Source organism: Streptomyces lydicus (assembly GCF_001729485.1).
Lineage (GTDB): Bacteria > Actinomycetota > Actinomycetes > Streptomycetales > Streptomycetaceae > Streptomyces > Streptomyces lydicus_D.
The window spans coordinates 2,176,823-2,199,240 of the sequence record NZ_CP017157.1; the positions used below are offsets into that span (position 1 = coordinate 2,176,823).

Below are 22,418 nucleotides of genomic sequence, written 5' to 3' on the forward strand. Positions count from 1 at the left end.
CGCTTCGGGAGGCCGGCCATGCGCGCCCTGACAGCAGCCGCGATCGGACTGGCCGCGGCGCTCGCCCTAGTCCTCACCCTCACCGCGATCGGCGCGCCCAGTGGCACGACGTCCCCCAAGCCGCTGCTGACCACCGTCCCCGAGCACCCCTGAGGGAGGGACGCCGCCGCCATGCGCCGCACCGCCAGCCTCGTACTGCTCGCCTTCGCCGTCTTCTTCGCCGCGCTGTCCCCGCTGATGCGCTGGTACGCCTTCCCGCGGCTCGCCAAGATCCCGCCCAGCCAGTACCAGGACGTGGTCATGGAGGCCAAGCCCGCCACCCTCATCAACTACGGCACCATGAAGGCCCAACGGGTCTCCAAGGTCACCATCGTCCAGACCCTCAAGGGCAACGTCGCCGCGTCCGACCGGATCGAGCGGACCGCCGGCCGCGACGTCGTCGTCTGGGACACGCTCTCCTACATCGCCGGCCCCGACGGCAAGATGGTCTCCGAGATCCCCGAGCGCTACATCTTCGACGCGCACTCCCAGGCCCCCGTGCACGCCACCGGCGAGATGGTTGACGGCGACCCGGTGCGCCGCCAGGGCATCGAGTACAAGTGGCCGTTCCTCACCGAGAAGCGCGACTACACCTACTTCGACGCCCAGACCCGCACCTCGGCCCCCATCCACTACAAGGGGACCCGCACCTTCCACGGCCTGGAGGTCTACTACTTCGAGCAGACCATCCCGTGGACCAAGGTCCCGCTCCCCAAGAAGATGCCGGTCAAGGGCATCACGTCACAGGCCGTCGAGAAGATGGGCACCACCCGCTGGTACACCACCAAGCGGATGTTCTGGGTCGAGCCCGTCACCGGCGCACCGGTCAACGGGCAGGAGATCCACAGGGAGGAACTGCGTGGCGGGGATCTGCTGCCCGGCGGCGGCAAGGTCACCGCGTTTGCCGGCCACGTGAAGATGCGCGATGACTATGTCGACTCCACCGTCGCCCTGGTCACCTCCCAGCGCACCCTGGTTCTGCTCCTCACCAGCTACCTCCCCTGGGGTTTCCTCGTCCTGGGCGCCGCACTGCTGGCGCTGGCCCTGTATCTGGAGGCCCGCAGTCGGCGCCCCGGCCCCGGTGCGACCGACGCAGACCGGGTCACGGAACCGAAGCCAAAGCCAACGCCCGCTCCCTGATCGGCGCTCGGCCCCGCTTCGACGCGACGCGCTGGCCCTTCCCTGGCTCGTGTCTCTGCGACGCCCGTCGGTTGTTGTCTGTCGCAGTGACGCCTCCTGCCTGCCTCGCGCTGCCTCCCTCTAATCCGGCAACGATTACGGAGAGTGATTTAGCTCCCGCATGTTGTGACGCTCGGTGTATTCGAGAGGGATAGGCGGGCTGCACGGCATGGCGGAATTTGCTCCGTGGTGTGGCGGGCCGCGACAGGCAGGCTGATCCGCTCAGCCCCGTTTGAGTCGTGCGGAGGTGTGCCGGGTCGGTTCGGCGGTCGTGGGGTCCTCCGGCCAGGGGTGCTTGGGGTAGCGGCCGCGCAGTTCCGCGCGTACGGACCGGTATCCGTCCCGCCAGAACGACGCGAGGTCGGCCGTGACGGCGGCGGGGCGTCCGGCCGGCGAGAGGAGGTGTACGAGCACCGGCACCCGCCCGTCAGCCACCCGTGGCGACTCGTGCCAGCCGAACAGCTCTTGCAGCTTCACGGCGAGTACGGGCTGCTCACCCCCGTAGTCCACGCGTATGCGCGAACCGCTGGGGACCTCGATGCGTTCCGGGGCCAGCGCGTCGAAGTGGGCCGCGTCACCGGTCGCCCATGGCAGCAGCCGGTTCAGGGCCTGGCCCGCGTCGATCCGCTCGAGGTCGGCCCGGCGCCGCGCCCGTCCGAGTTCGACGCCCAGCCAGTCCCAGGCGTGCGCCAGCAGCGCCGAGTCCGACACGTCGGGCCAGGGCGCGCCCACCTCCCGGTGCACGAACGCCATCCGTTGCCGCAGTGCCTGCGCGGCGGGCGACCATCTCAGGAGGCCGAGGCCCTCCCGTCGCAGCCCCGACAGCACCGCCTCCCGCAGGAGCTCCGGGTCGGGCGCGGCCAGCGGCCGGGACGCCAGTTCGATCGCGCCCAGCCGGGTCACCGTCCGGGCCACCACCTCGCCGTCCGACCACCCCACCTCCTCGCCGGAGGAGTACAAGGCCCGTGCCGCCGCACACACCGTCTCCTCGTCGATCACCGCCGCCAGCCGCACCCGCGCCGACGCCGACGCCACCGGACGGTCCGCCACCGCGACCGCCAGCCATGCGGCGTCCCGCAGCCGGGAACCGTCCCCGGCCTGCGGTCCGGCGCCCGGCCCGCCCCCTGCCAGCTCCGCACCCGTCCCCGACGCCATCAGATAGCTCCCGGCGCCCCGGGCCCGCGCCACCCGCTCCGGGAACGCCAACGCGGCGACCAGCCCGGCGACCACGTCATCGGACGCCCCCGTATGCGCCCCGGCGGCGCCTGTCCTCGCGTCCGAACGCGCGCTCCCACCGGCACCCGCGCTCCCGCTCGCGCCCGGCGCCACGCCCGGCTCCGCGCCCACCGACGCCAGCCGTCGCGCTTCCTGCCGCCACCTGGCGGCATAGCCGTCGCCACCCCGGCGCGCGGTGCGCCAAGCGGCCGCCAGATCGTCCCCGTAGGCGCGCGGCGGCTCCTCGCTCAGCAGGGCGACCACTTCCGCGGCCCGCTTCACCCCGACCTCCGCCGCGCCGTCCACCAGGGCGCGCGCGAGCCGGGGATGCACGCCCATCCGTGCCATCCGGGACCCGCGCTGTGTCGCCCGGCCGTCCCCGTCCACCGCGCCGATCGCCGTCAGCACCTCCCGGGCGGCGGCCAGCGCACCGGCCGGCGGCGGGTCGAGCAGCGCCAGGCCGGTCGCCGCCGGATCGCCCCAGCAGGCCGTCTGCAGCGCGAACGCGGTCAGATCGGCCACCTTGATCTCCGGTTCGGGGAAGGCCGGCAGCCGGGCGTCCTCGCCCTCCGCCCAGCACCGGTAGACCACACCCGGTGCTTCCCGCCCCGCCCGTCCGGCCCGTTGGCGGGCGGCCGCCCGGGAAGCCCGTACGGTCGTCAGCGCGCTGAGCCCCCGCGCATGATCCGTCCGAGGGACCCGCGCCAGCCCGCTGTCCACCACCACCCGCACGCCCGGCACCGTCAGACTCGACTCCGCCACCGACGTCGCCAGCACCACCCTGCGGACGCCGTCCCCGCCCGCCAGCACCGCGTCCTGCACCTCGGCAGGTGCCCGCCCGTGCACCTGCAGTACCTCGGCGTCCACCCCCGCCAGCTGCCCGGCGACCCGCCCGATCTCCCCGACACCGGGCAGGAAACACAGCACGTCACCCGATTGCTCCCGCAGCGCCCGCCGGACCACGCCCGCCACATGCGTCAGCAGCGCCGGATCCACCCGCAGCCCGTGTGCGGGCCGCACCGGCCGCTCCGGGGGCGCCCACACCACGTCCACCGGGTGCGACACGCCCACCGCCTCGACCACCTGCGCGGCCCCCTCGGAGCCGCCCAGCAGACGGGCCCACCCCTGGGCGTCCGTCGTCGCCGACGCGGCCACCAGCCGCAGCTCCGGCCGCAGCGTTTCCCGTACGTCCAGCAGGAACGCCGCACATGTATCGGCGTCCAGATGCCGTTCGTGGCACTCGTCGAGCACCACCACATCGACCCCGGCCAGCTCCGGGTCCCGCTGGAGCCGCTGCAGCAGCACACCGGTGGTCACCACCTCGACGGCCGTACGCGGCCCCGCCCGCCGCTCGCCGCGCACCGTGAAGCCCACCTGCTCGCCGGTCTTCCCGCCCAGCAGCCAGGCCATCCGCCGCGCCGCAGCGCGGGCCGCGATCCGACGCGGCTCGGCGACCAGTACCCGCCGCAGCGGCCCGGTGCCGGTCAGGCCCGCCAGTTCCAGCGGCACCAGCGTCGTCTTGCCCGTGCCCGGCGGGGCGCACAGCACCGCCGTACCGGCCCCGTCGAGGGCTTCGCGGAGCGCGGGCAGCGCGGTACGGACGGGCAGCTGGGCGAGGGCGTCACGGGCGATCACGACCCCAGTGTGCCGCCCGCCACTGACAATGGACCGCCACGCACGACCGCACCGGGCTGCCGTCCCGCGCCGCCCGTCGGAGCCGCGTTCCGGTCAGCGCTCCGCTCGGGTCAGTGCTCCGCCTGGCACACGAAGATCGCCGTACCGGGGATCAGATGCCCCCGCAGCGGCGACCAGCCGCCCCACTCCTGGGTGTTCCAGTCCGGCCACTCGGGCTCGACGAGATCCACCAGCCGGAACCCGGCCGCGACGACGTCCCGCACCCGGTCACCCAGCGTCCGGTGGTGCTCGACGTACACCGCGCGGCCGGTGTCGTCCTGTTCCACGTACGGCGTCCGGTCGAAATACGAGGCCGCCACCGACAGCCCCTCGGGCCCCGGCTCGTCGGGGAAGGCCCAGCGGATCGGGTGGGTGACGGAGAAGACGAATCGGCCGCCCGGCCGCAGTACGCGGTGCACCTCGCGCAGCACCCGCACCGGGTCCGCGACGAACGGCAGCGCGCCGTACGCGGAACACGCGAGGTCGAAGCTGCCGTCGCGGAACGGCAGCGCCCCGGCGTCCGCCTCCACCAGCTCGGTCGCGTCGCCCGGCGTTCCGTCGGCGATCCGCAGCGCGTGCTGCAGCTGCCGGTGGGAGAGGTCGAGCGCCACCGGGAGCGCGCCCTGGGCGGCCAGCCAGCGGGAGCACTGCGCCGCGCCGGCGCCGATCTCCAGGATCCGCCGTCCCTTCAGCTCGGCGGCCGGCCCCAGTAGCGCGGCGTCGGCCTCGTCCAGTCCTTCGGGGCCCCAGACGAACCGGTCGTCCCCGAGGAACGCCCCGTGCTCGGTCTGGTACTCGTCCGCGTTTCGGTCCCACCAGCCCCGGTTGGCGTGGCTGCTCTCGGTGTCCGAAGCGTCACGGCGGGTCGCCTCGGGCTCGTGGTCTTGGTTCATCGCGCCTGTCGTCGTAGTCTTCGCTCTGCTTGTCGCTGCAGGGACTGTGAGGCCGTTCGACCTCGCGGAACACCGCGTGTGCCGGATATGGGGCAATCTGCCCCCGGTATGCGCGTTCGCGCATTGACCGTGTCCGGCTGCCCCCGTATGCTACAAGTTGCGCTGCGGGCTTGCGCGCCTCAGACGGAGCAGGCCGCGCTCGCATCTGTATGTACCCCTCGGTTTTGAGGCGTTTCGGACGGTTCCGAGTGCTACGGCATTCATGGGCTTCCGGAGAGAGCGTCTCTGACACTGTCCGGCTTATGCAGAGGCGATACGGGCTCTCGGCGTAGCAGTACCTACGACTTCAATGTCCGTACCGGAGCCCTTTCCCACATGACGAGCAGCACCGAGACCACCGCCACCACCCCGCAGGTTGCGGTCAACGACATCGGTAACGAGGAAGCTTTCCTCGCCGCGATCGACGAGACGATCAAGTACTTCAACGACGGCGACATCGTCGACGGCGTCATCGTGAAGGTCGACCGGGACGAGGTCCTGCTCGACATCGGTTACAAGACCGAAGGCGTCATCCCGAGCCGTGAGCTCTCGATCAAGCACGACGTCGACCCCAATGAGGTCGTCGCCGTCGGTGACGAGATCGAAGCCCTTGTTCTCCAGAAGGAGGACAAGGAAGGCCGCCTGATCCTCTCGAAGAAGCGCGCCCAGTACGAGCGTGCCTGGGGCACCATCGAGAAGATCAAGGAAGAGGACGGCATCGTCACCGGTACCGTCATCGAGGTCGTCAAGGGTGGTCTCATCCTCGACATCGGCCTCCGTGGCTTCCTCCCGGCCTCCCTGGTCGAGATGCGCCGCGTCCGCGACCTTCAGCCCTACGTGGGCAAGGAGCTCGAGGCCAAGATCATCGAGCTGGACAAGAACCGCAACAACGTGGTCCTGTCCCGCCGTGCCTGGCTGGAGCAGACCCAGAGCGAGGTCCGCCAGACCTTCCTCACCACCCTGCAGAAGGGTCAGGTGCGCTCCGGCGTCGTCTCCTCCATCGTCAACTTCGGTGCCTTCGTGGACCTGGGTGGCGTCGACGGTCTCGTCCACGTCTCCGAGCTGTCCTGGAAGCACATCGACCACCCGTCCGAGGTTGTCGAGGTCGGCCAGGAGGTCACGGTCGAGGTCCTGGACGTCGACATGGACCGCGAGCGCGTGTCCCTGTCGCTCAAGGCGACCCAGGAAGACCCGTGGCAGCAGTTCGCCCGGACCCACCAGATCGGTCAGGTCGTCCCGGGTAAGGTCACCAAGCTCGTTCCCTTCGGTGCGTTCGTGCGCGTCGACGAGGGCATCGAGGGTCTGGTCCACATCTCCGAGCTGGCCGAGCGCCACGTCGAGATCCCGGAGCAGGTTGTCCAGGTCAACGACGAGATCTTCGTCAAGGTCATCGACATCGACCTCGAGCGTCGCCGGATCTCGCTGTCGCTGAAGCAGGCCAACGAGTCCTTCGGCGCCGACCCGTCGGCCGTCGAGTTCGACCCGACCCTGTACGGCATGGCCGCGTCCTACGACGACCAGGGCAACTACATCTACCCCGAGGGCTTCGACCCCGAGACCAACGACTGGCTCGAGGGCTACGAGACCCAGCGCGAGGCGTGGGAGAACCAGTACGCCGAGGCGCAGCAGCGCTTCGAGCAGCACCAGGCTCAGGTCATCAAGTCCCGCGAGGCCGACGAGCAGGCTGCGGCCGAGGGCGCTGCGGCGCCGGCGGCGCAGGGTGGCGGCCAGGCTGGCGGCGGCCAGACCGGCGGCGGCTCCTACTCCTCGGAGTCGGCGGACAACTCCGGCGCCCTGGCGTCGGACGAGGCCCTCGCCGCGCTCCGCGAGAAGCTGGCCGGCGGCCAGAGCTGAGCTCGCACCGACTGACGGCGACCCGCCGCTAGGCACCGGTCGCAGCAGCCGATAGACGAAGGCCCGTTCCCCTCAGGGGGAGCGGGCCTTCGCCGTGTCCTGGCCGCGCCTTCCTAGGCGTCGATCGGGATCCGCGCCGTTCAGGTGCGGCCCGTAGCCGCCCCGCGCCGTGAGTGCGGTGGCCGTCGGCGAGCCGGGTCCTTTCATCGGGCTTCGCGGTGGTGAGCGCGCCGTTGAGCTGTCTCGCTGTCGATACGTCGATATCGCGGACGGCCGAGCCGGTAGGGAGGGCGATAGCGGCGGCCGAAGCCCCTGACGGTGCGGGCGGCTGTGGCCGATGTGGCCAGGGGTGAATCTGTGGCGCGCGTCAAGGAAGCGAACTTCGCTCCTGCGTAGAGGAGTTGGTGGGTCGGGGGAGTGGCTGCGGGGGCGGCGAGAAGTGTGCGCGGGGGGGGGGGGGGGGGGGGCGGTGCGGCCGGGCGGGAGATGTCCGGAAGGTGCGGGGCGGGTCCGGCGGCCGGGAATGCCTGTGGGTGAGCATGCGTTGGCGTTCATGAGAACGAGGAGGAGCGGTCACTGTGTTGGATCCCCAGAGTTTGTACACATGGGAGCCGAGCGGGCTCGCGGAGGTCGAGGCGTTGGCCTCCAGGGACTCCGCCGGCCTCGTGCTGCTGTACCACTTCGACGGGTACATCGACGCCGGCGAGACCGGCGACCAGATCGTGCAGCGGCTGGTCGACGGCCTGCCCAACAAGGTCGTCGCACGCTTCGACCACGACCGCCTCGTCGACTACCGTGCCCGCCGGCCGCTGCTCACCTTCGAGCGCAACCGCTGGACCGCGTACGAAACCCCGAGCATCGAGCTGCGGCTGATGCGGGACACCACCGACGCGCCGTTCCTGCTGCTCTCCGGCCCCGAACCGGACGTCGAGTGGGAGCGCTTCGCGGCAGCCGTGAAGGAGATCGTCGAGCGGCTCGGTGTGCGCCTGTCGGTCAACTTTCACGGCATCCCCATGGGTGTCCCGCACACCCGTCCCGTGGGCATCACCCCGCACGGCAACCGCACCGACCTGATGCCGGGGCACGCCAGTTTCTTCGACGAGGCCCAGGTGCCCGGCAGCGCGGAGTCCCTCATCGAGTTCCGGCTGGCCGAGGCCGGGCACGACGTGCTCGGTGTGGCCGCGCACGTGCCGCACTACATCGCCCGGTCCGCCTACCCTGATGCCGCGCTGACGGCTCTGGAGGCGGTGACGGCGGCGACCGGCCTGGTACTGCCGGGCGCGGCGCACTCGCTGCGTACGGAGGCGCTGCGGACGCAGGAGGAGATCGAGCGGCAGATCTCGGAGGGCGACGAGGAGATGGTCGCCCTGGTCAGCGGGCTTGAGCATCAGTACGACGCGGTGGCCGGCGCGGAGTCGCGGGGCAACCTTGTGGCCGAGCCGGTGGAACTCCCGTCGGCCGACGAGCTCGGCAGGGAATTCGAGCGGTTCCTGGCGGAGCGAGAGAGCGACGGTGGCGGGGGCGGCAGCTGAACCCGGCTGAATCGGTCGTCCGCCGGCCGCCCCGGGGCGCCGGTGCACCGTATAGCGTGGGCGCATGGTGAAGGTGGGGCTGACCGGCGGAATCGGCGCGGGCAAGAGTGAGGTTTCGCGATTGCTGGCGTCGTACGGCGCGGTCGTCGTGGACGCGGACAAGATCGCACGCGAGGTCGTCGAGCCGGGTACGCCCGGACTGGCCGCCGTGGTCGAGGAGTTCGGGGAGGGCGTGCTCACCCCGGACGGCACGCTGGACCGGCCGAAGCTGGGCGGCATCGTCTTCAACGACCCCGAGAAACTCCAGGCGCTCAACGCGATCGTGCATCCACTGGTGGGTGCCCGCTCGGCCGAACTCGAGGCGTCGGCCGGGGCGGACGCCGTGGTGGTCCACGATGTACCGCTGCTGACGGAGAACGGCCTGGCGCCGCTGTACGACACGGTGGTCGTGGTCGACGCCGCGCCACAGACGCAGCTCGACCGGCTGGTGCGACTGCGCGGCATGGCGGAGGACGAGGCGAAGTCCCGGATGGCGGCTCAGGCGACGCGCGAGCAGCGGCTGGCGATCGCCGACCTCGTCATCGACAACGACGGGCCGCTGGAGGCCCTCGAGCCGCAGGTCCGCGCGGTATGGGAGCGGCTGCGGGGCGAATGAGCCCGGACGGTAGCCTCGCCGCCATGACTGCTGCTTCCGATGCCTCTTCCGCCTCTGCCGTGACTACGGCCACCGCTGCCCCAGCGGCTACGGGTTCCGCTGCCACCCCCGCCTCCTCCTCGGGCGACGCGTCCCCGGTATCCCTTCCCGCGTCGTTCGTGGTGAACATCCCGGGCATCGCGGACGCCGATCTGGAGCCGGAGCCCCTGGACCCGTCGCAGATCGTCTCGGGGGAGCCGGTGGTGACGGGCAAGGTGTTGTGGGAGTGCCCGGACGGTCGTCAGATACGCGGCATCTGGCAGATCACGCCCGGGGTGGTCACCGACACCGAGGCCAACGAGCTGTTCGTGGTCGTGAGCGGCCGTGCCACGATCGAGGTCGAGGGCGGCTCGGTGCTCGAAGTGGGCCCCGGCGACGCCTGCATCCTGCGCGAGGGCGATCACACGCGGTGGACCGTTCACGAGACGCTGCGCAAGGCGTACCACATCAGCCTGTAGCGCGGGTGGGTGGTGGGTGGGTGGTGGGGGGGCTCGGCTCCCCTGGGGCCCTCCCCCCCCGCCCACCCACCGCCTCCACCTCCATCTTCACGTTCGCCCAGCCCGTCTTGCCCCCTCTCGCCCCTCTCGTCCAACTCGGCGCCTCATCGGCTCGGGCAGGGCTTCGTCGGCCGACGGCGGACAGTCCGCCGGGCGTCGGTTCATGGGGTCGCGTGCCGGGCCCGGTTGAGGCTGCGCCTGCCGGGGAATGCCGCGACCGAAGGGTTTGTTGTGGCCCCAGGTAACGCCGTACGACGGTCCGTCGCTGACGCATGCCCCGATGGCTGTGGCCGGCAGATGTGACGGGGACCGAGAGGAGCAGGCCGTGCCCGAAAGCAGCCCCGAGACGCACGTCATCGACTTCCGCGCCGCGGAGCAGCTGTTGGCAGCCCGCGATCCGCGCGGTGCGATCCAGCTGCTGGACTCGGTCATCACCGCACACCCCGAGAACACCGCGGCCCGGCTGCTCCGCGCGCGTGCCTTCTTCCTGGCCGCCCAACTACGTCCCGCTGAACTCGAATTCCAGATCGTGCTGGAGCGTGAGCCCGACAACGCCTTCGCACACTTCGCGCTGGGCCGCACCCTGGAGCGTGCCAACCGGCCCGAGGAAGCGCTGCGCCACTTCCGGCTGGCGGCGGCGCTCGAACCGCGGCCGGAGTTCATTCAGGCCGCGCGCTTCGCCCGCGATGACGCAGACGACGGCGAACAGCAGCCCTGAGACCGCCTCTGCGGTCCGCGCCGCTGTGCCCCGGCCCGCCCCTCGCGCCACAGCCCGGTGTCCTGTCCACTACGGTCGCCCGGTGCCGTGTCCGCGGCCGGTGTTCTTGCGTATGCCGTACGCCTCGTTCCGGCCTCGGTCGGGTGTGTACGGCGGAATTTTCCTGCCGGGCTGGTAGTGCGGCCCCTGGTGGATATGGCGGATCACCAGAGCCAGGTCCGTGGCCGCCACCATGGCCAGCGCGGCACAGGCCGCTGCCCATTCCGGCCGCCCGACGTTCACGAAGGCCACGGCCCCGGCCACGGCCCACAGCAGGCCCCACAGCGCCAGCCCGCAGCGGATTCTCAGCGGGCTGCGCGCGTGAACAGGCTCGTCTCCCGTACGCATCGGCACCCATCTCCTCCCTCCAGCATCCTCCCCGGTGACCAGGCAGTCACCAGTTCGCTGGGTCTTTCAGCCGGGTGTTTTCCGAAGCGGGTTCTGTGCTCGTTCTGATCGCTGTGCGGGTGTCGGAGTACCGGCCTCGCTGTGCTCGGTCCGGGCGGGTTCTCGGGGCTTGGCTGCGGTGGGGCGGGGGTCGCCTGCGGGATGGGTGTTGATCCAGGACAGGCCGCCGATGTCGAGCAGGGTGCGGGCGCGGGTCACCGCGACGTAGGCCAGGCGGGCCTCGTCGAGGTTGATCGGCCCGGGGACGGGGGCCCCGTCCCCGTCGCGCTCGTCGAGATCATCGGGGGCGGTGAAGTCGTCCGCGATGCGCACGCTGGTCCACTCGCGGCCCTTGGCTCGATGTGCCGTGGAGATCGTCACCTCGGCGGTTTCCTCGGGAACGAGACGGCCGAGCGCCCGCAGCAGGGCCTGCGAGCCGTGCTCATCGACGAGTTCCACCAGCGGCAGCAGGTCGCGTCCGGCCGGGTCGCACTCCGCGTACTCGCGCAGCTCCGCCCAGCTCGCGAAGAGCGTCAGCTCGGGGTGGGCGGCGCGGCGTCCGTCCTCCAGGGCGTGTGCGGCCCGTGCGAGGGCGGTCAGTGATGCACCACCGCCTGCGAGCGCCACCCGGCGGCCGGCGTCCAGCTGCCGTATCACTTCGACCATCGCCCCCGCGTTGGTCCGGCACAGGATCGCCTCCGGGGTCCGGGTGCCGCGTAACTCCGTGTGCAGGGACGCCGCACCGGTGAGCCGGATCGGCGCGTCGACGATCTGCAGCCAGCGGTTCGCCTCGGCGGCCAGCGCGGGGCCGAAGCGGAAGGACCGGGAGAGGCTGAGCCGGCGACCGTCGAAGCCGGTCATGACGTCGCGGGCGCCGCGCCACCCGTAGATGGCTTGCGCGGAGTCCCCGACCAGCACCAGCTGTGCGTGGTCACGCTGGGCCGTGAAGACCTGCTCGACCACGGGGTTGGTGTCCTGTGCCTCGTCGAGGAGCAGGAAGTCCGCCGGGACGACCGGGTCGCGCAGCGCCCACATCTTCAGGTAGTGGTCGTGCTCGAAGCGGACCGCGCCGTGATCCGGATGCTGCAGGTCGGCCCATGCCTTGCGGGCGTAGGGAAGGACGAGGCCGGTGAGCTGGGTGTGCAGTGGGGCGGATTCGGCTCCGCGCAGGGGCGGGACGTGGTGGGCGGCGATCTCCCGGTCGGCCGACTGGCAGAAGCGGGTCACCGTGCGCAGGACGGTGGAGGAGAGCGCCTTGTTGTTGACCCTGCGTGCGCCGATGTGCACGTGGATGCCGTCGTCGATGCCCAGTGCCGCGCCCGTGCGCCAGCCGGCTTGGCGAGGGGCGTTCAGGCGTGCCTGGTATCTCCTGCCGACGGCGGTGTAGGCGAGGGCGTGTGCGGTGGTGCAGGCGATCTCGGTGGGGAACCGCCGGGCGGCGTGGCGGGCGACGGCTCGGTTGAAGGCGATATAGCGACCGAGCCGGCCCTGTCGTCGTGCGGAGTGCGCGAGCATCGCGAGGGTCGTGGTTTTTCCCGTTCCGGCGCCGGCCTGGATCACCAGATGCGAGCCGTTCGAGAAGGCTTCCGCCGCGGCGTGCTGTTCGGGGGTGGGGTGGTGGGCGTGGGCGGGTGCGGTGGGCCGGGGTCGGGGGCTGGTGTGCATGGGGTGTGCTCCTCGATGACGTCGGGTGATTACCGAAAGTGAATGCGTCACTGAATGTAATCGTTCGCGGGCGGAGTGCGAGATTTTTTCTTGGCCTGTGGATAACTCCGGTGCCGGGCACGTGGGAAGCGTCGGCGGGGAGGCGTTGTCAGTGCCGTCTGCTTCCATCGACATCACGCGGAGACGCCGCTGCGGCGTCGCCGAGGCGTCTCGGAGACGCAGACATGGCAGAGGCACGGAAGTGCGGAGACGGGGGAAGGCGGAGGCGATGCAGGGGGCTCGAGAGGCGCGGGAGAGGCCGTGCGTGCGGCCGTAGACTCGCAGGTCGGACGCGGACCGGCGGCGACGGAACAGAGAGCAGGGGACGACGGCATGACCGGGCAGTGGAACGGCGGGGAGAGCGCCGACGCCGCGGTCCGCTGCGCCGTGGCCTTCCTTCCCGCCCAGCCGCCGCGCGCCGGGAAGATCGGCCTCTGGCGGCCCGACGGCGGGCCGCTCCCCGCTGCCGGGAGCACGGTGAGCGCGGGGAGCGCAGCAGGGGCGCGGCAGGTGGGCGACGGCGCCGAACCGGCGGGGCTGACGGTCGCGCGTCGGCACGGCAACGGCGCTCGCAGCCGTACGGTGCCGGCGCTGCTGCTTCCGCTGGCCGAGGCCGTCCCGCTGCTGCTCCGGGCCCGGCACGATCCGGCCGCCGACCCGGCGGCCGCCTGCTGGGGAGCCGCGACCCACCACGCCCTGCACCTCGCCGCGCGCGGCAGACTGCTGCCGGGCCTGACCGCCGACGACACCGACGCGTGGCGCGCCGGACCCCTCGACCCCGAAGACGTCGCGCACCTGCGTGCCATCGCCGCCGCCATGCCCGCGGAGGCGTATCCCGTGCCGCTCCCCGGCAGCGGTCCGCTCCAGCTCCACGACCCCGCGGCCCTGGTCCGGCTCTACGTGGACGCGGTTGTCGACGCGCTGCCCCGCACACCCGCCGCCGGACTCGTGGCCGGCGCCCCGTTCGCCGCGAGCGAGCCCCGGCACCTTCCCGGCGCGCGGGAATGGGCCGCCGAGGTCGCGGCCGGAGTCGACGCCGGCGTACGGCTCTCCCTGCGCCTCGACCTCGCGCCGCACCAGCTCTTCGACTCCCGCGAGGAGCACCGGGCGGGCGAGGCCGACGAGCGCCGCGCCGCGGCCGCCGTCCTGCAGGTGCACAGCCTCACCGACCCCACGCTGGTCGCCGACGCCCGCGCCCTGTGGGAGGGCGAGGGCCCCGACCACTTCGGGCCACGCTCCCGCGTCGACACCCTCCTGGCCCTGCGCCGCGCCGCCCGCGTCTGGAGCCCGCTCACCCGCCTGCTGGACCGGCCGGTCCCCGACGTACTGCCGCTGGGCGAGGACGAGTTGTACGAGCTGCTGGGGGAGGCCGCCCCTCGGCTGGGCGCCGCCGGGGTGGCGGTCCACTGGCCCAAGGAGCTGGCCCGCGGACTGACCGCGTCGGCGGTGCTGCGCCCGGCGCCGGGCTCCGCGGCCGACGGGTTCGGCTTCTTCGACACGCGTGAACTGCTGCAGTTCCGCTGGCAGGTCGCGATGGACGGGGCGCCGCTGACGGAGGCGGAGATGGACGCCCTCGCCGAGGCGCACCGGCCGGTCGTCCGGCTGCGCGACCAGTGGGTCCTGGTCGACCCCGGGCTCGTCCGTAAGGCCCGCAAACGCGAACTGGGCTATCTGGAGCCGGTCGACGCCCTCGCCGCGACGCTCAACGGCACCGCGGAGGTCGACGGCGAACAGGTCGAGGTGGTGCCCCTCGGGGCGCTCGCCGCGTTGCGAGCCCGCCTCACCACCGAAGCGGCCCCGCTACCCCAGCCCCCGGCACTGCGCGCGACGCTCCGCGACTACCAACTGCGCGGCATGGCCTGGCTCGACACCATGACGTCCCTCGGCCTCGGCGGCTGCCTCGCCGACGACATGGGCCTGGGCAAGACGATCACCGTCATCGCGCTCCACCTGCACCGGCGGCCCACCGAACCGGTCCTCGTGGTGTGCCCCGCCTCCCTCCTCGGCAACTGGCAGCGCGAGATCGAGCGGTTCGCGCCCGGCACGCCCGTACGGCGGTTCCACGGTGCCGGCCGGAGTCTCGACGACCTGCCCGGCGGGTTCGTCCTGACCACCTACGGCACGATGCGCAGCAGCGCCGCCCAACTGGCCGCACGCCGTTGGGCATGGGTGGTCGCCGACGAGGCCCAGCACGTGAAGAACCCGCGGTCCTCGACCGCCAAGGCACTGCGCGGCATCACGGCACCCGCGCGGATCGCCCTCACCGGCACGCCCGTGGAGAACAACCTCTCCGAGCTGTGGGCCCTGTTGGACTGGACGACGCCCGGACTCCTCGGCCCGCTCAAGACGTTCCGCGCGCTGCACGCCCGGGAGGTCGAAGGCGGCGAGGACCCGGAGGCGGCCGAACGGCTGGCCAGGCTGGTGCGTCCGTTCATCCTGCGGCGCAAGAAGTCCGACCCCGGGATCGCTCCCGAGCTTCCGCCGAAGACCGAGACCGACCACCCGGTGGCGCTGGGGCGCGAACAGGCCGCGCTGTATCAGGCCGTCGTCCGCGAAACCCTCGCCCGGATCGAGGCGGCCGAGGGCATCGCCCGCCGCGGCCTGGTCATGAAGCTGCTCACCGCCCTCAAGCAGATCTGCAACCACCCCGCGCAGTACCTCAAGGAGGCCGCACCGGGCCTGGCCGCCCGCTCCGGGAAGCTCGAACTCCTCGACGAACTCCTGGACACCATCCTCGCCGAGGGCGGTGCCACGCTGGTCTTCACCCAGTACGTGGGGATGGCGCGGCTGCTGGAGAAGCACCTCGCCGCGCGCGGTGTCCCCACCCAGCTGCTGCACGGCGGCACCCCCGTCGCCGAACGGGAGAAGATGGTCGACCGCTTCCAGTCCGGACAGGCCCCGGTCTTCCTGCTCTCCCTCAAGGCCGCCGGCACCGGGCTGAACCTCACCCGCGCCGGACACGTGATCCACTACGACCGCTGGTGGAACCCGGCGGTGGAGGAACAGGCCACCGACCGCGCCTACCGCATCGGCCAGACCCAGCCCGTCCAGGTCCACCGGCTGATCGCCGAAGGCACCGTCGAGGACAACATCGCCCAGCTCCTCGGCGCCAAACGGGCGCTGGCCGACGCCGTGCTCTCCGGGGGAGAGACCGCGCTGACCGAACTGTCCGATGCCGAACTGGCCGATCTCGTCTCCCTCAGGAGGGCCGGATGACCCCCCGCACCCCGGCCGGCCGCCGCACCCCCGCGTACGCCGCCGCCACCCGCGCCGACCGGTCGCGCACCTTCCCGCCGCTGCCGGCCCGGACCGGCGCCCGCGGCCTGTTCGCCGCCTCGTGGTGGGGGAGCGCCTGGCTGGACGCGCTGGAGACCACCGCCCTGGACAGCGCCCGGCTCGCCCGCGGCCGGACCTACGCCCGTGACGGCCACGTCGACACCATCAACGTCACCCCGGGCCGCGTCATCGCCACCGTACGCGGCAGCAGACCCCGCCCGTACAGTGCCGAGATCCGCCTCCGCACCCTCAGCGACCAGGAATGGGACACCCTCCTGGACGCGATCGCCGCGGAACCCGCCCAACTCACCGCCCTGCTGGCCAAGAAGCTGCCCAGCGCGCTGGCCGACAGCGAGGTGCGCCTCCTGCCGGGGCCGGGAGACCTCGTCCCCCGGTGCTCGTGCCCCGACAACGGCAGACCCTGCAAGCACGCCGCCGCCCTCTGCTTCCAGGTGGCCCGCCTGCTGGACGCCGACCCGTTCGTCCTGCTGCTGATGCGCGGCCGCGGCGAACGCGAACTCCTCGACGAACTCTCCCGCCGCAACACCGCGCTGACCGCCCGCGAAGCCCGCGCCCACACCCGGCGCGACACGGCCCCGGCCACCGGCGGCGCCGCGGACGGGGGACCCGCCCCGGCCGCCACCGGGGAGTGGAATGCCGCGGACCCGGCCACCGCGCCGCGGGCCGGTGCACCGGACGCAGCCGCTGCGCCGGAGACGGCCCGGCCCGGTGTGCTCGCCCGCGCCGCCCTCGCCGACCGCCCCCGCCCGCCGCTCCCGCCGACCGTGCCGCTGCCCGCGCAGCCCGGCCGCCCACCCGCCCTGCCCGACGGCGACGGGCTGCCGTTCGACCCCGACACCCTCACCTTCCTGGCCGCCGACGCCGCGGACCGCGCCCACGCCTGCCTGTCCGCCGCGGCACCCCCGCCCCCCGGCGGCGCCCGGCCCGGCCACCACAGCCCCTTCCCGGACCTGCCCCCGTGGGAGGACGCCGTCCGCCTGGCCGCCACCGCCCACCCCACCGCCGGACTGACCGCCACCACCCGCGCCCTGTACCGCGACCTCGCCGCGGCGACCGGCCGCGCACCCACCGACGTCGCCCGCTCCGTGGCGGCCTGGCGGCAGGGCGGCCCCGAAGGACTCACCCTCCTCGACACCACCTGGAACCCACCGGCCGGCGACTTCGACCGGGCCCGCAGCGCCCTCCTCGCCGCCGACCTCCCCGCCCTGCGCCCCCGCCACAACCACCTCACCGACCCCGAGCGCGGCATCCAGCTCCGCTTCGGCCACGACAACCGCTGGTACCCCTACGAGGCCGAGCCCGGCACCGACGACTGGTGGCCCACCGGCCCCGCCGACCCCGACCCCGTAGGCGCTCTCACCACCCTCCTCGCGCGATGACTAACCTCGCCTCCGTGGAAGGTCTCGACACACTCACCCGGTCCCTCGCCCGGCGCACCCCCGAGCAGCTCGCCGCACTCCTCACCCGGCACGCCGAGCCGCTCGCCCGCCGGCCCGCGCCCACCGAACTCCGCGGCCTGGCCAGCGCATTGTGGTCCTACGAAACCCTCCACCACCTGGTGCTGCATCTCGACCACCCGCGCCTCAAGGTGCTCGCCACCACCGCCCGCATCAGCCAGGAACGCGCCGCGCAGGACACCCCAGGCCCCGCCGCCCCCGCCCCGGGCGCCGACTACCAGTCCCTGATGGCGCACCGGCTGTCCTTCGCCCAACTGGCCACCGCCCCCGTCCCGCCCGAGGACGTCCTCGCCGCGCTGGGCGCCACCGGAGCCGCACGCGGCGCCGCCGAAAGCGCCCTGCGCGCCCTCTACGACGACGCCCTCGCCGCACTCACCGAGGACGGCGCCGTTGTCGTCCCGCCACGCACCCCCCAGCTCCTCGCCGCCCACGATCTCGGCCCGTTCCGCCCCGAAGCCCCCCGCCCCTCCCCGGACGCCCCCGCCGGTGCCGGAACACCCGTAGCGGCGGTCCCCGCGACCTCCCCGCACGACGAGTCCCGGGCCGCCGCGGCGACCCTCGCCGCGACCGCGGACCGCCTGCTGGCCTCCCTCGCGACGCAGCCCGCCGCGCTGCGCAAGTCCGGCGGCCTGGCCGTACGGGAGATCAAACGGCTGGCCAAGGCGGCCGGCGCCGGGGAACCGCACACCCGCCTCCTCCTCGACCTCGCCCTCGCCGCCGGCCTGATCGCACTGACCCGCACCCCGGCCGGCATCACCGCCCTGCCTACCGGCGCCTACGACGACTGGCTGGCCCACCCGCCCGGGCGGCGCCTCGCCCCGCTCCTCGCGGCGTGGTCCGCCCTGTGGGCCATCCCCACCCACACCCCGTTCGGTGAGACCCCCACCGCGCTGGTCCGCGGCCACGACCGGCACGCCCCCGCCCTCCGGCACGCCCTCCTCGCCACACTCGCGACCGTGCCGCACGCGGCCGGCACGCCCCTCGCGGGCCCGGCCCCCGGCACCGTGCCGCACGGGCTCCTGCGGGCAGCGGACTGGCACCGTCCGCTCGCCGTCACCGCCCAGCCCATGGCCGAGGACCGCGCCGCGCACACCCTGGACGAAGCGGCCTATCTGGGGCTGGCCGCCCACGGCACCCTCACCCCGCTCGGCCGGGCACTGCTCGCCGACCCGCACTCCCTCGACGAGCCGCTCGCCGACCTGCTCCCGCCGCTGCTCGAACAGGCCCACTTCCAGGCCGATCTGACCGCCGTGGTGCCAGGACGCCCCACCGCTGCGCTCGCCGGACTGCTCACCTCCGCCGCCGACCGGGAATCCGAGGAGCACGCCGTCACCTGGCGGTTCACCCCCGCCTCGGTACGCCGCGCGCTGGACACCGGCCACACCGCCGACGCCCTCCTCGACGCCCTCACCCGCGCCTCGACGACCGGCGACCTGCCGCAGCCGCTGCGCTACCTCGTCCAGGACGCCGCCCGCGCCCACGGCCGGATGCGGGTACTGCCCGCCGCCTGCTGCATCCGCTCCGACGACGAAACCCTCATCAAGGAACTGGCCGCACACCGCGCCCTGGGCGACCTCGCTCTGCGCGTCATCGCCCCGACCGTCCTGGTCAGCGGCCGCCCGCCGGCCGCCACCCTGGACGCCCTGCGTGCCGCCGGCTACGCCCCCGCGCTGGAATCCGACACCGGCACCACCACCGTCGAACGCCTCCCCGCGCACCGCACGACCGCGCCCGGCGCCACCCGGGATCCGCAGGCCCCGCTCGCCCTCGCGCACCGCCTCCTGGGACTGTCACCGCAGCCCGGGGAGGCCACCGCGACCGGCGGCGGATGACCCGTGGGCGGGCCGGCCCCTCGCGGGGGCGGCCCGCTGCCCCGCCCCTCAGTCGTCGGCCGGTTTCCTCCGGTGCGCGCCGCTGATGCGCCGCAGGGCCGTCGGCCCGAAGCCGAGCGGCCGGGGAAAACGCCGGGAAGCGGCGGGCAGTGCCGAGAGGGCGGGGGCGCCGGCCGGCGCGGGAGACCGCGGCGGGGGACCGGCCGGCGGGGGTCCGGCCTGGGCGGCCGGATGCGGCGGGACGGGTAGCGGCGCCGCCTCCCGGTCCGGCGCACCGTCCGCCGCCGGGCTGACCCGCGCCCGGCCGCGGAGCAGGTTGAGCGCGGCCGAGGAGTGCACGAAGGGTGCCGTACGGGCGGACGCGGTGACGACATCCGCGTACGCCCGGCAGACCGCCCGGCGGCCGGCGGCGGGGGAGCCGAGGGCCTCGCCGGTGGCCACGGACCAGGGTTCCTGGATGATGCCGCCGATCGCGCGCTGCACCTTCCGGGCCAGCGCCGGATCATCCAGACCGTGCCGGCGCACCGCCTCGCGCAGTGCCGTCGCGCCGTGCGCGGCGACCGACAGGCCCTGGCCGAAGTCGGGGCTGAGCGACACGACGGCGCCGCCGAGCGCGATGAACCCCGAGGGCCAGCAGGGCAGTTGGGCGAAGCGCCGACGGCGGTTGACGGTGCTGCGGGACAGTCGTACCTCGCTCAGCGGCTCGGCACCGGCGATGAGGTCGGCGATGGCGGAGTCGCCCGTACGGCGGGCGAACGGCACGAACCGGCCCGCGTGTTGGGTGGGCCGGGCGTCCCCGGCGCCGGTGAGCGTGACCAGCCAGCGTCCGCCCTCGACCGGCACCAGTGTCGCTGTCCGGTCGGGGAGCCAGCGGGCGGGCGTGCCGGGAGCGGCACGGCCGGGAATCAGCCCGGAGGAGCCCGAACGGGAAATCAGCACCGGGTGGTTCTCGACGCCGTCGGGAGCGCGGAAGAGACGGGTGGCCGAGACGATGCCGGAGTCGGCGAGGTCTTCGCAGGCGGTGGGCAGGCCCAGCGCCCGCAACCGGTCCTGGGTGGTGGAGTGCCGGCCGGTGGCGTCGACGACCAGGTCGGCGTCGAGCCGGCGCGTCACGCCGGTCGTGGTGTCCCGGACGCGCACCCCCGTGACGTGTTCGGCGGTGCCGGTCAGCTCCTCCGCGTCGGTGCCGTCCAGGATGCTCACCCCGGGCAGGACCGTCACCCGCCGGCGCACGACCCGGTCGAGCAGATCCCGGGAGCAGGCGACCAGATACGGCGGACGCCGCCGGCGTAACCAGCCCTGCGGCGAGCGGACGGCGAGTTCGGCCGGCACCGGCACCCGGCGGGCGCCCTCGGCCAGCCAGCCGTCGGCGCTGCCGGGCAGCAGGGCGTCGACCAGCCGGGCGCCGTCCGCGGCCAGCAGATGGGCGTGCCGGGCGTGCGGCAGGTCCGTCGGCAGGGCGGGGGTGCGCGGCAGCTTCTCCCGCTCGACGACGATGACATCCGCGTGCCCGGCCAGCGCGGCGGCGGCGAGCATGCCCGTGAAGCCGCCACCGAGGACCACCGCCAGATAGGGGTGGGTGAACTGCAGCCCGCTGCTGCTCGTACTGCTCGATGCGGTCATGGACAGTCCCTTTCTCGGCGGCGGAGCACGGTCTCCCGGCGGGAGCGGGACACGTCCAGGAAGGGCGGTTCCGCGTACGGCCGGGAATGTCGGCGCGCGGCGGCGAGGACGGCATCGGCGGCGGCCGTGAACGAGGCCGTCACCGAGGACGGCAGGGACGCGGATGCGGTCCGCAGGATGCGCAGAGGTGCTGGTGGAAGCGGTAGTGCTCGTTGTGGGTCCCGGCAGGCCGACGCGTAGGCCGGCCTGCCGCCCCCCGATCTCCCCATCATGATTCCCCCTCAGGCCGTGCCCGCGCTGCCCCGGGAGCGGCCCCGTCCTCCGCCACCCGCCCGTGTCACCGGGTGCGGCGGGCGAGCGCAACTGCCTCGCGGAGCGCGCTCCGCCCCAGGGGACGCGGCCGTCACATCTGGTCAACGGCGGACACAATTCGGGATCGTAGGCGGCGGCGATCACATCCGGTAGCCAGGTTTGAGCGAGGGATGTGTGAGAGCCACCCGGGGAATACCGATGGGTAGATCTGAAGCAAAACGTCGCAATGGGTGGAAAACGCTTGGCTCGTTTCTCGCGACGTGAGAAAGCCGGCGTGAAATTCTCGTGACGTGACGGACGGTGGCGTCCGAATCGGCGCATGGTTGGCGCGAAATGATCGGAAACCCCCGGTCCGGGCGATGTCGCGCCTACCCTGTGCGGGCACCGCACCGGAGAACCTGAGGGAGAGTCGTGCGCGCGATTGTGATGCGAGAGTTCGGCGGCCCGGACGTGCTGCGGCTCGAGGACGTGCCCGAACCCGGACCCCGTGGCGGTCACACGCTCGTCGACGTGACCCTGGCCGGCGTCAACTACGCGGATGTGCACGTCCGCGGGGACTCCTACCTCGCGCCCGTCGAGCTTCCGTACGTACCGGGCAACGAGGTCGTGGGGACCGTGGACGGCGGCCGGCGGGTCGTCGGGCTGTGCCGCGGCGGCGGATACGCGGAGCGGACGCTGCTGCACCGCCGCGTCACCTGGGACGTGCCCGACGCCGTCAGCGACGAACAGGCCGTCGCGCTGGCGCTGCAGGGCAACAGCGCCTGGCATCTGCTGTTCACCTCGCTGCGGATCACCGAGGGCGAGACCGTCGTGGTGCCCGCCGCGGCGGGTGGGGTGGGCTCGCTGGCCGTCCAGCTCGCCGCGCGGGCCGGCGCTCGGGTCATCGGCCTGGCGGGCTCCGCGCAGAAACGCAAGCTGGCGCAGGAGTTGGGCGCGCACGCCGTCGTCGACTCGACCGCCGAGGACCTGACGGAGCGCATCCTGGACGCGGCGGGCGGCCCGGTCGAGGCGGCGCTGGAGATGACCGGCGGCGCCACCTTCGCGGGTATCCTCGCCGCCGTCGCACCGCGCGGCCGGCTCGCCGTCTACGGCTTCGCCGGCGGCGACCTGGCGAGCGTGCCGACCCGGGACCTGATGGAGAAGTCGCTCACCGTCTCGGGCTTCTGGCTGCCGCAGCTCTACCCGGACCGGACGGCCCTGCCGACCTCCATGAAGGCGCTGTTCGACGCGGTCCAGGACGGTTCCCTCACACCGCTGACCGGAGCTGTCCACGCGCTCGGGGACGCGGCACGGGCCCACCACGAGCTGGCCGCCCGCACCGGAACCGGGAAACTCGCCCTCGACGTCGCCCGTTGATGCCGGTGGTCCGGAAAGCCGCACGGGCACAACGGCTCGTACATGACACGCCATGCGCCTGCGGGCGCGGAACACTG

16 protein-coding genes are annotated in these 22,418 nt (G+C 73.3%); 11 read left to right on the top strand and 5 right to left on the bottom strand.

The features are described 5' to 3' along the window. Window positions 1-18: 18 nt before the first annotated feature. Both SL103_RS37190 and SL103_RS09340 read left to right on the top strand, forming a co-directional pair. A complete protein-coding gene (locus SL103_RS37190) occupies window positions 19-153 on the top strand; it encodes an SPW_0924 family protein (RefSeq protein WP_104531150.1) in 135 nt (44 codons plus the stop codon). A gap of 18 nt (window positions 154-171) precedes the next feature. Beyond that, complete coding sequence (locus SL103_RS09340; RefSeq protein ID WP_069568266.1) at window positions 172-1,179, top strand: DUF3068 domain-containing protein; 1,008 nt, start codon at window positions 172-174, stop codon at window positions 1,177-1,179. 261 nt (window positions 1,180-1,440) lie between these two features. Here the strand turns inward: SL103_RS09340 and hrpB are convergent, their stop codons facing one another. Next, on the bottom strand, window positions 1,441-4,068 hold the full coding sequence (hrpB, locus tag SL103_RS09345) for an ATP-dependent helicase HrpB (protein ID WP_069568267.1): 2,628 nt from the start codon (window positions 4,066-4,068) through the stop codon (window positions 1,441-1,443). Between the two features lie 110 nt (window positions 4,069-4,178). Continuing rightward, window positions 4,179-5,000: a class I SAM-dependent methyltransferase gene (locus SL103_RS09350; protein ID WP_069568268.1), complete on the bottom strand. Its 822-nt coding sequence runs from the start codon at window positions 4,998-5,000 to the stop codon at window positions 4,179-4,181. A gap of 375 nt (window positions 5,001-5,375) precedes the next feature. Between SL103_RS09350 and rpsA the strand changes: the two genes are divergently transcribed. The 5 genes from rpsA (at window position 5,376) to SL103_RS09375 (ending at window position 10,334) form a co-directional block, all read left to right on the top strand. Then, window positions 5,376-6,893 carry a 30S ribosomal protein S1 gene (gene rpsA, locus SL103_RS09355; RefSeq protein WP_069568269.1) on the top strand — a complete coding sequence of 506 codons (1,518 nt, stop codon included), beginning with the start codon at window positions 5,376-5,378 and terminating at the stop codon, window positions 6,891-6,893. A 578-nt stretch (window positions 6,894-7,471) separates the two neighbouring features. Further along, window positions 7,472-8,425, top strand: coding sequence for a PAC2 family protein (locus SL103_RS09360; protein WP_069568270.1), 954 nt, complete (start codon window positions 7,472-7,474; stop codon window positions 8,423-8,425). 64 nt (window positions 8,426-8,489) lie between these two features. After that, the gene (coaE, locus tag SL103_RS09365; RefSeq protein WP_069568271.1) at window positions 8,490-9,080 is read left to right on the top strand and encodes a dephospho-CoA kinase; all 591 of its coding nucleotides are present in this window, start codon (window positions 8,490-8,492) and stop codon (window positions 9,078-9,080) included. Window positions 9,081-9,238: 158 nt separating this feature from the next. Further along, window positions 9,239-9,577, top strand: a complete 339-nt coding sequence (locus SL103_RS09370) for a cupin domain-containing protein (protein ID WP_099055396.1) — start codon at window positions 9,239-9,241, stop codon at window positions 9,575-9,577. A gap of 364 nt (window positions 9,578-9,941) precedes the next feature. After that, a complete protein-coding gene (locus SL103_RS09375) occupies window positions 9,942-10,334 on the top strand; it encodes a tetratricopeptide repeat protein (protein ID WP_069568272.1) in 393 nt (130 codons plus the stop codon). 69 nt (window positions 10,335-10,403) lie between these two features. On the opposite strand, the gene SL103_RS09380 is transcribed toward SL103_RS09375, so the two are convergent. Together SL103_RS09380 and SL103_RS09385 are read right to left on the bottom strand one after the other, a co-directional pair. Continuing rightward, window positions 10,404-10,721, bottom strand: coding sequence for a DUF6343 family protein (locus tag SL103_RS09380; protein ID WP_069568273.1), 318 nt, complete (start codon window positions 10,719-10,721; stop codon window positions 10,404-10,406). Window positions 10,722-10,787: 66 nt separating this feature from the next. Next, a complete protein-coding gene (locus SL103_RS09385; protein ID WP_079145654.1) occupies window positions 10,788-12,425 on the bottom strand; it encodes a UvrD-helicase domain-containing protein in 1,638 nt (545 codons plus the stop codon). A 372-nt stretch (window positions 12,426-12,797) separates the two neighbouring features. On the opposite strand from SL103_RS09385, the gene SL103_RS09390 reads away from it, so the two are divergent. From SL103_RS09390 to SL103_RS09400, 3 genes are read left to right on the top strand one after another with little or no spacing between them, the layout of a single operon-like run. Continuing rightward, the gene (locus tag SL103_RS09390; protein WP_069568274.1) at window positions 12,798-15,680 is read left to right on the top strand and encodes a DEAD/DEAH box helicase; all 2,883 of its coding nucleotides are present in this window, start codon (window positions 12,798-12,800) and stop codon (window positions 15,678-15,680) included. After that, window positions 15,677-17,140 carry an SWIM zinc finger family protein gene (locus tag SL103_RS09395; protein ID WP_069568275.1) on the top strand — a complete coding sequence of 488 codons (1,464 nt, stop codon included), beginning with the start codon at window positions 15,677-15,679 and terminating at the stop codon, window positions 17,138-17,140. The genes SL103_RS09390 and SL103_RS09395 overlap by 4 nt, the downstream gene beginning before the upstream one ends. Before the next feature lie 14 nt (window positions 17,141-17,154). After that, window positions 17,155-19,050, top strand: coding sequence for a helicase-associated domain-containing protein (locus SL103_RS09400; RefSeq protein WP_079145655.1), 1,896 nt, complete (start codon window positions 17,155-17,157; stop codon window positions 19,048-19,050). Between the two features lie 48 nt (window positions 19,051-19,098). On the opposite strand, the gene SL103_RS09405 is transcribed toward SL103_RS09400, so the two are convergent. Next, complete coding sequence (locus SL103_RS09405) at window positions 19,099-20,673, bottom strand: FAD-dependent monooxygenase (protein ID WP_069568277.1); 1,575 nt, start codon at window positions 20,671-20,673, stop codon at window positions 19,099-19,101. Window positions 20,674-21,396: 723 nt separating this feature from the next. Between SL103_RS09405 and SL103_RS09410 the strand changes: the two genes are divergently transcribed. Beyond that, window positions 21,397-22,341: a quinone oxidoreductase family protein gene (locus SL103_RS09410; protein ID WP_069568278.1), complete on the top strand. Its 945-nt coding sequence runs from the start codon at window positions 21,397-21,399 to the stop codon at window positions 22,339-22,341. Window positions 22,342-22,418 lie beyond the last annotated feature (77 nt).

Coding starts and splice junctions, on each gene's coding strand:
- SL103_RS37190 (WP_104531150.1), top strand. CDS start 19: ATGCGCGCCCTGACAGCAGCCGCGATCGGACTGGCCGCGGCGCTCGCC.
- SL103_RS09340 (WP_069568266.1), top strand. CDS start 172: ATGCGCCGCACCGCCAGCCTCGTACTGCTCGCCTTCGCCGTCTTCTTC.
- SL103_RS09350 (WP_069568268.1), bottom strand. CDS start 5,000: ATGAACCAAGACCACGAGCCCGAGGCGACCCGCCGTGACGCTTCGGAC.
- rpsA (WP_069568269.1), top strand. CDS start 5,376: ATGACGAGCAGCACCGAGACCACCGCCACCACCCCGCAGGTTGCGGTC.
- coaE (WP_069568271.1), top strand. CDS start 8,490: ATGGTGAAGGTGGGGCTGACCGGCGGAATCGGCGCGGGCAAGAGTGAG.
- SL103_RS09380 (WP_069568273.1), bottom strand. CDS start 10,721: ATGCGTACGGGAGACGAGCCTGTTCACGCGCGCAGCCCGCTGAGAATC.
- SL103_RS09385 (WP_079145654.1), bottom strand. CDS start 12,425: ATGCACACCAGCCCCCGACCCCGGCCCACCGCACCCGCCCACGCCCAC.
- SL103_RS09390 (WP_069568274.1), top strand. CDS start 12,798: ATGACCGGGCAGTGGAACGGCGGGGAGAGCGCCGACGCCGCGGTCCGC.
- SL103_RS09395 (WP_069568275.1), top strand. CDS start 15,677: ATGACCCCCCGCACCCCGGCCGGCCGCCGCACCCCCGCGTACGCCGCC.
- SL103_RS09405 (WP_069568277.1), bottom strand. CDS start 20,673: ATGACCGCATCGAGCAGTACGAGCAGCAGCGGGCTGCAGTTCACCCAC.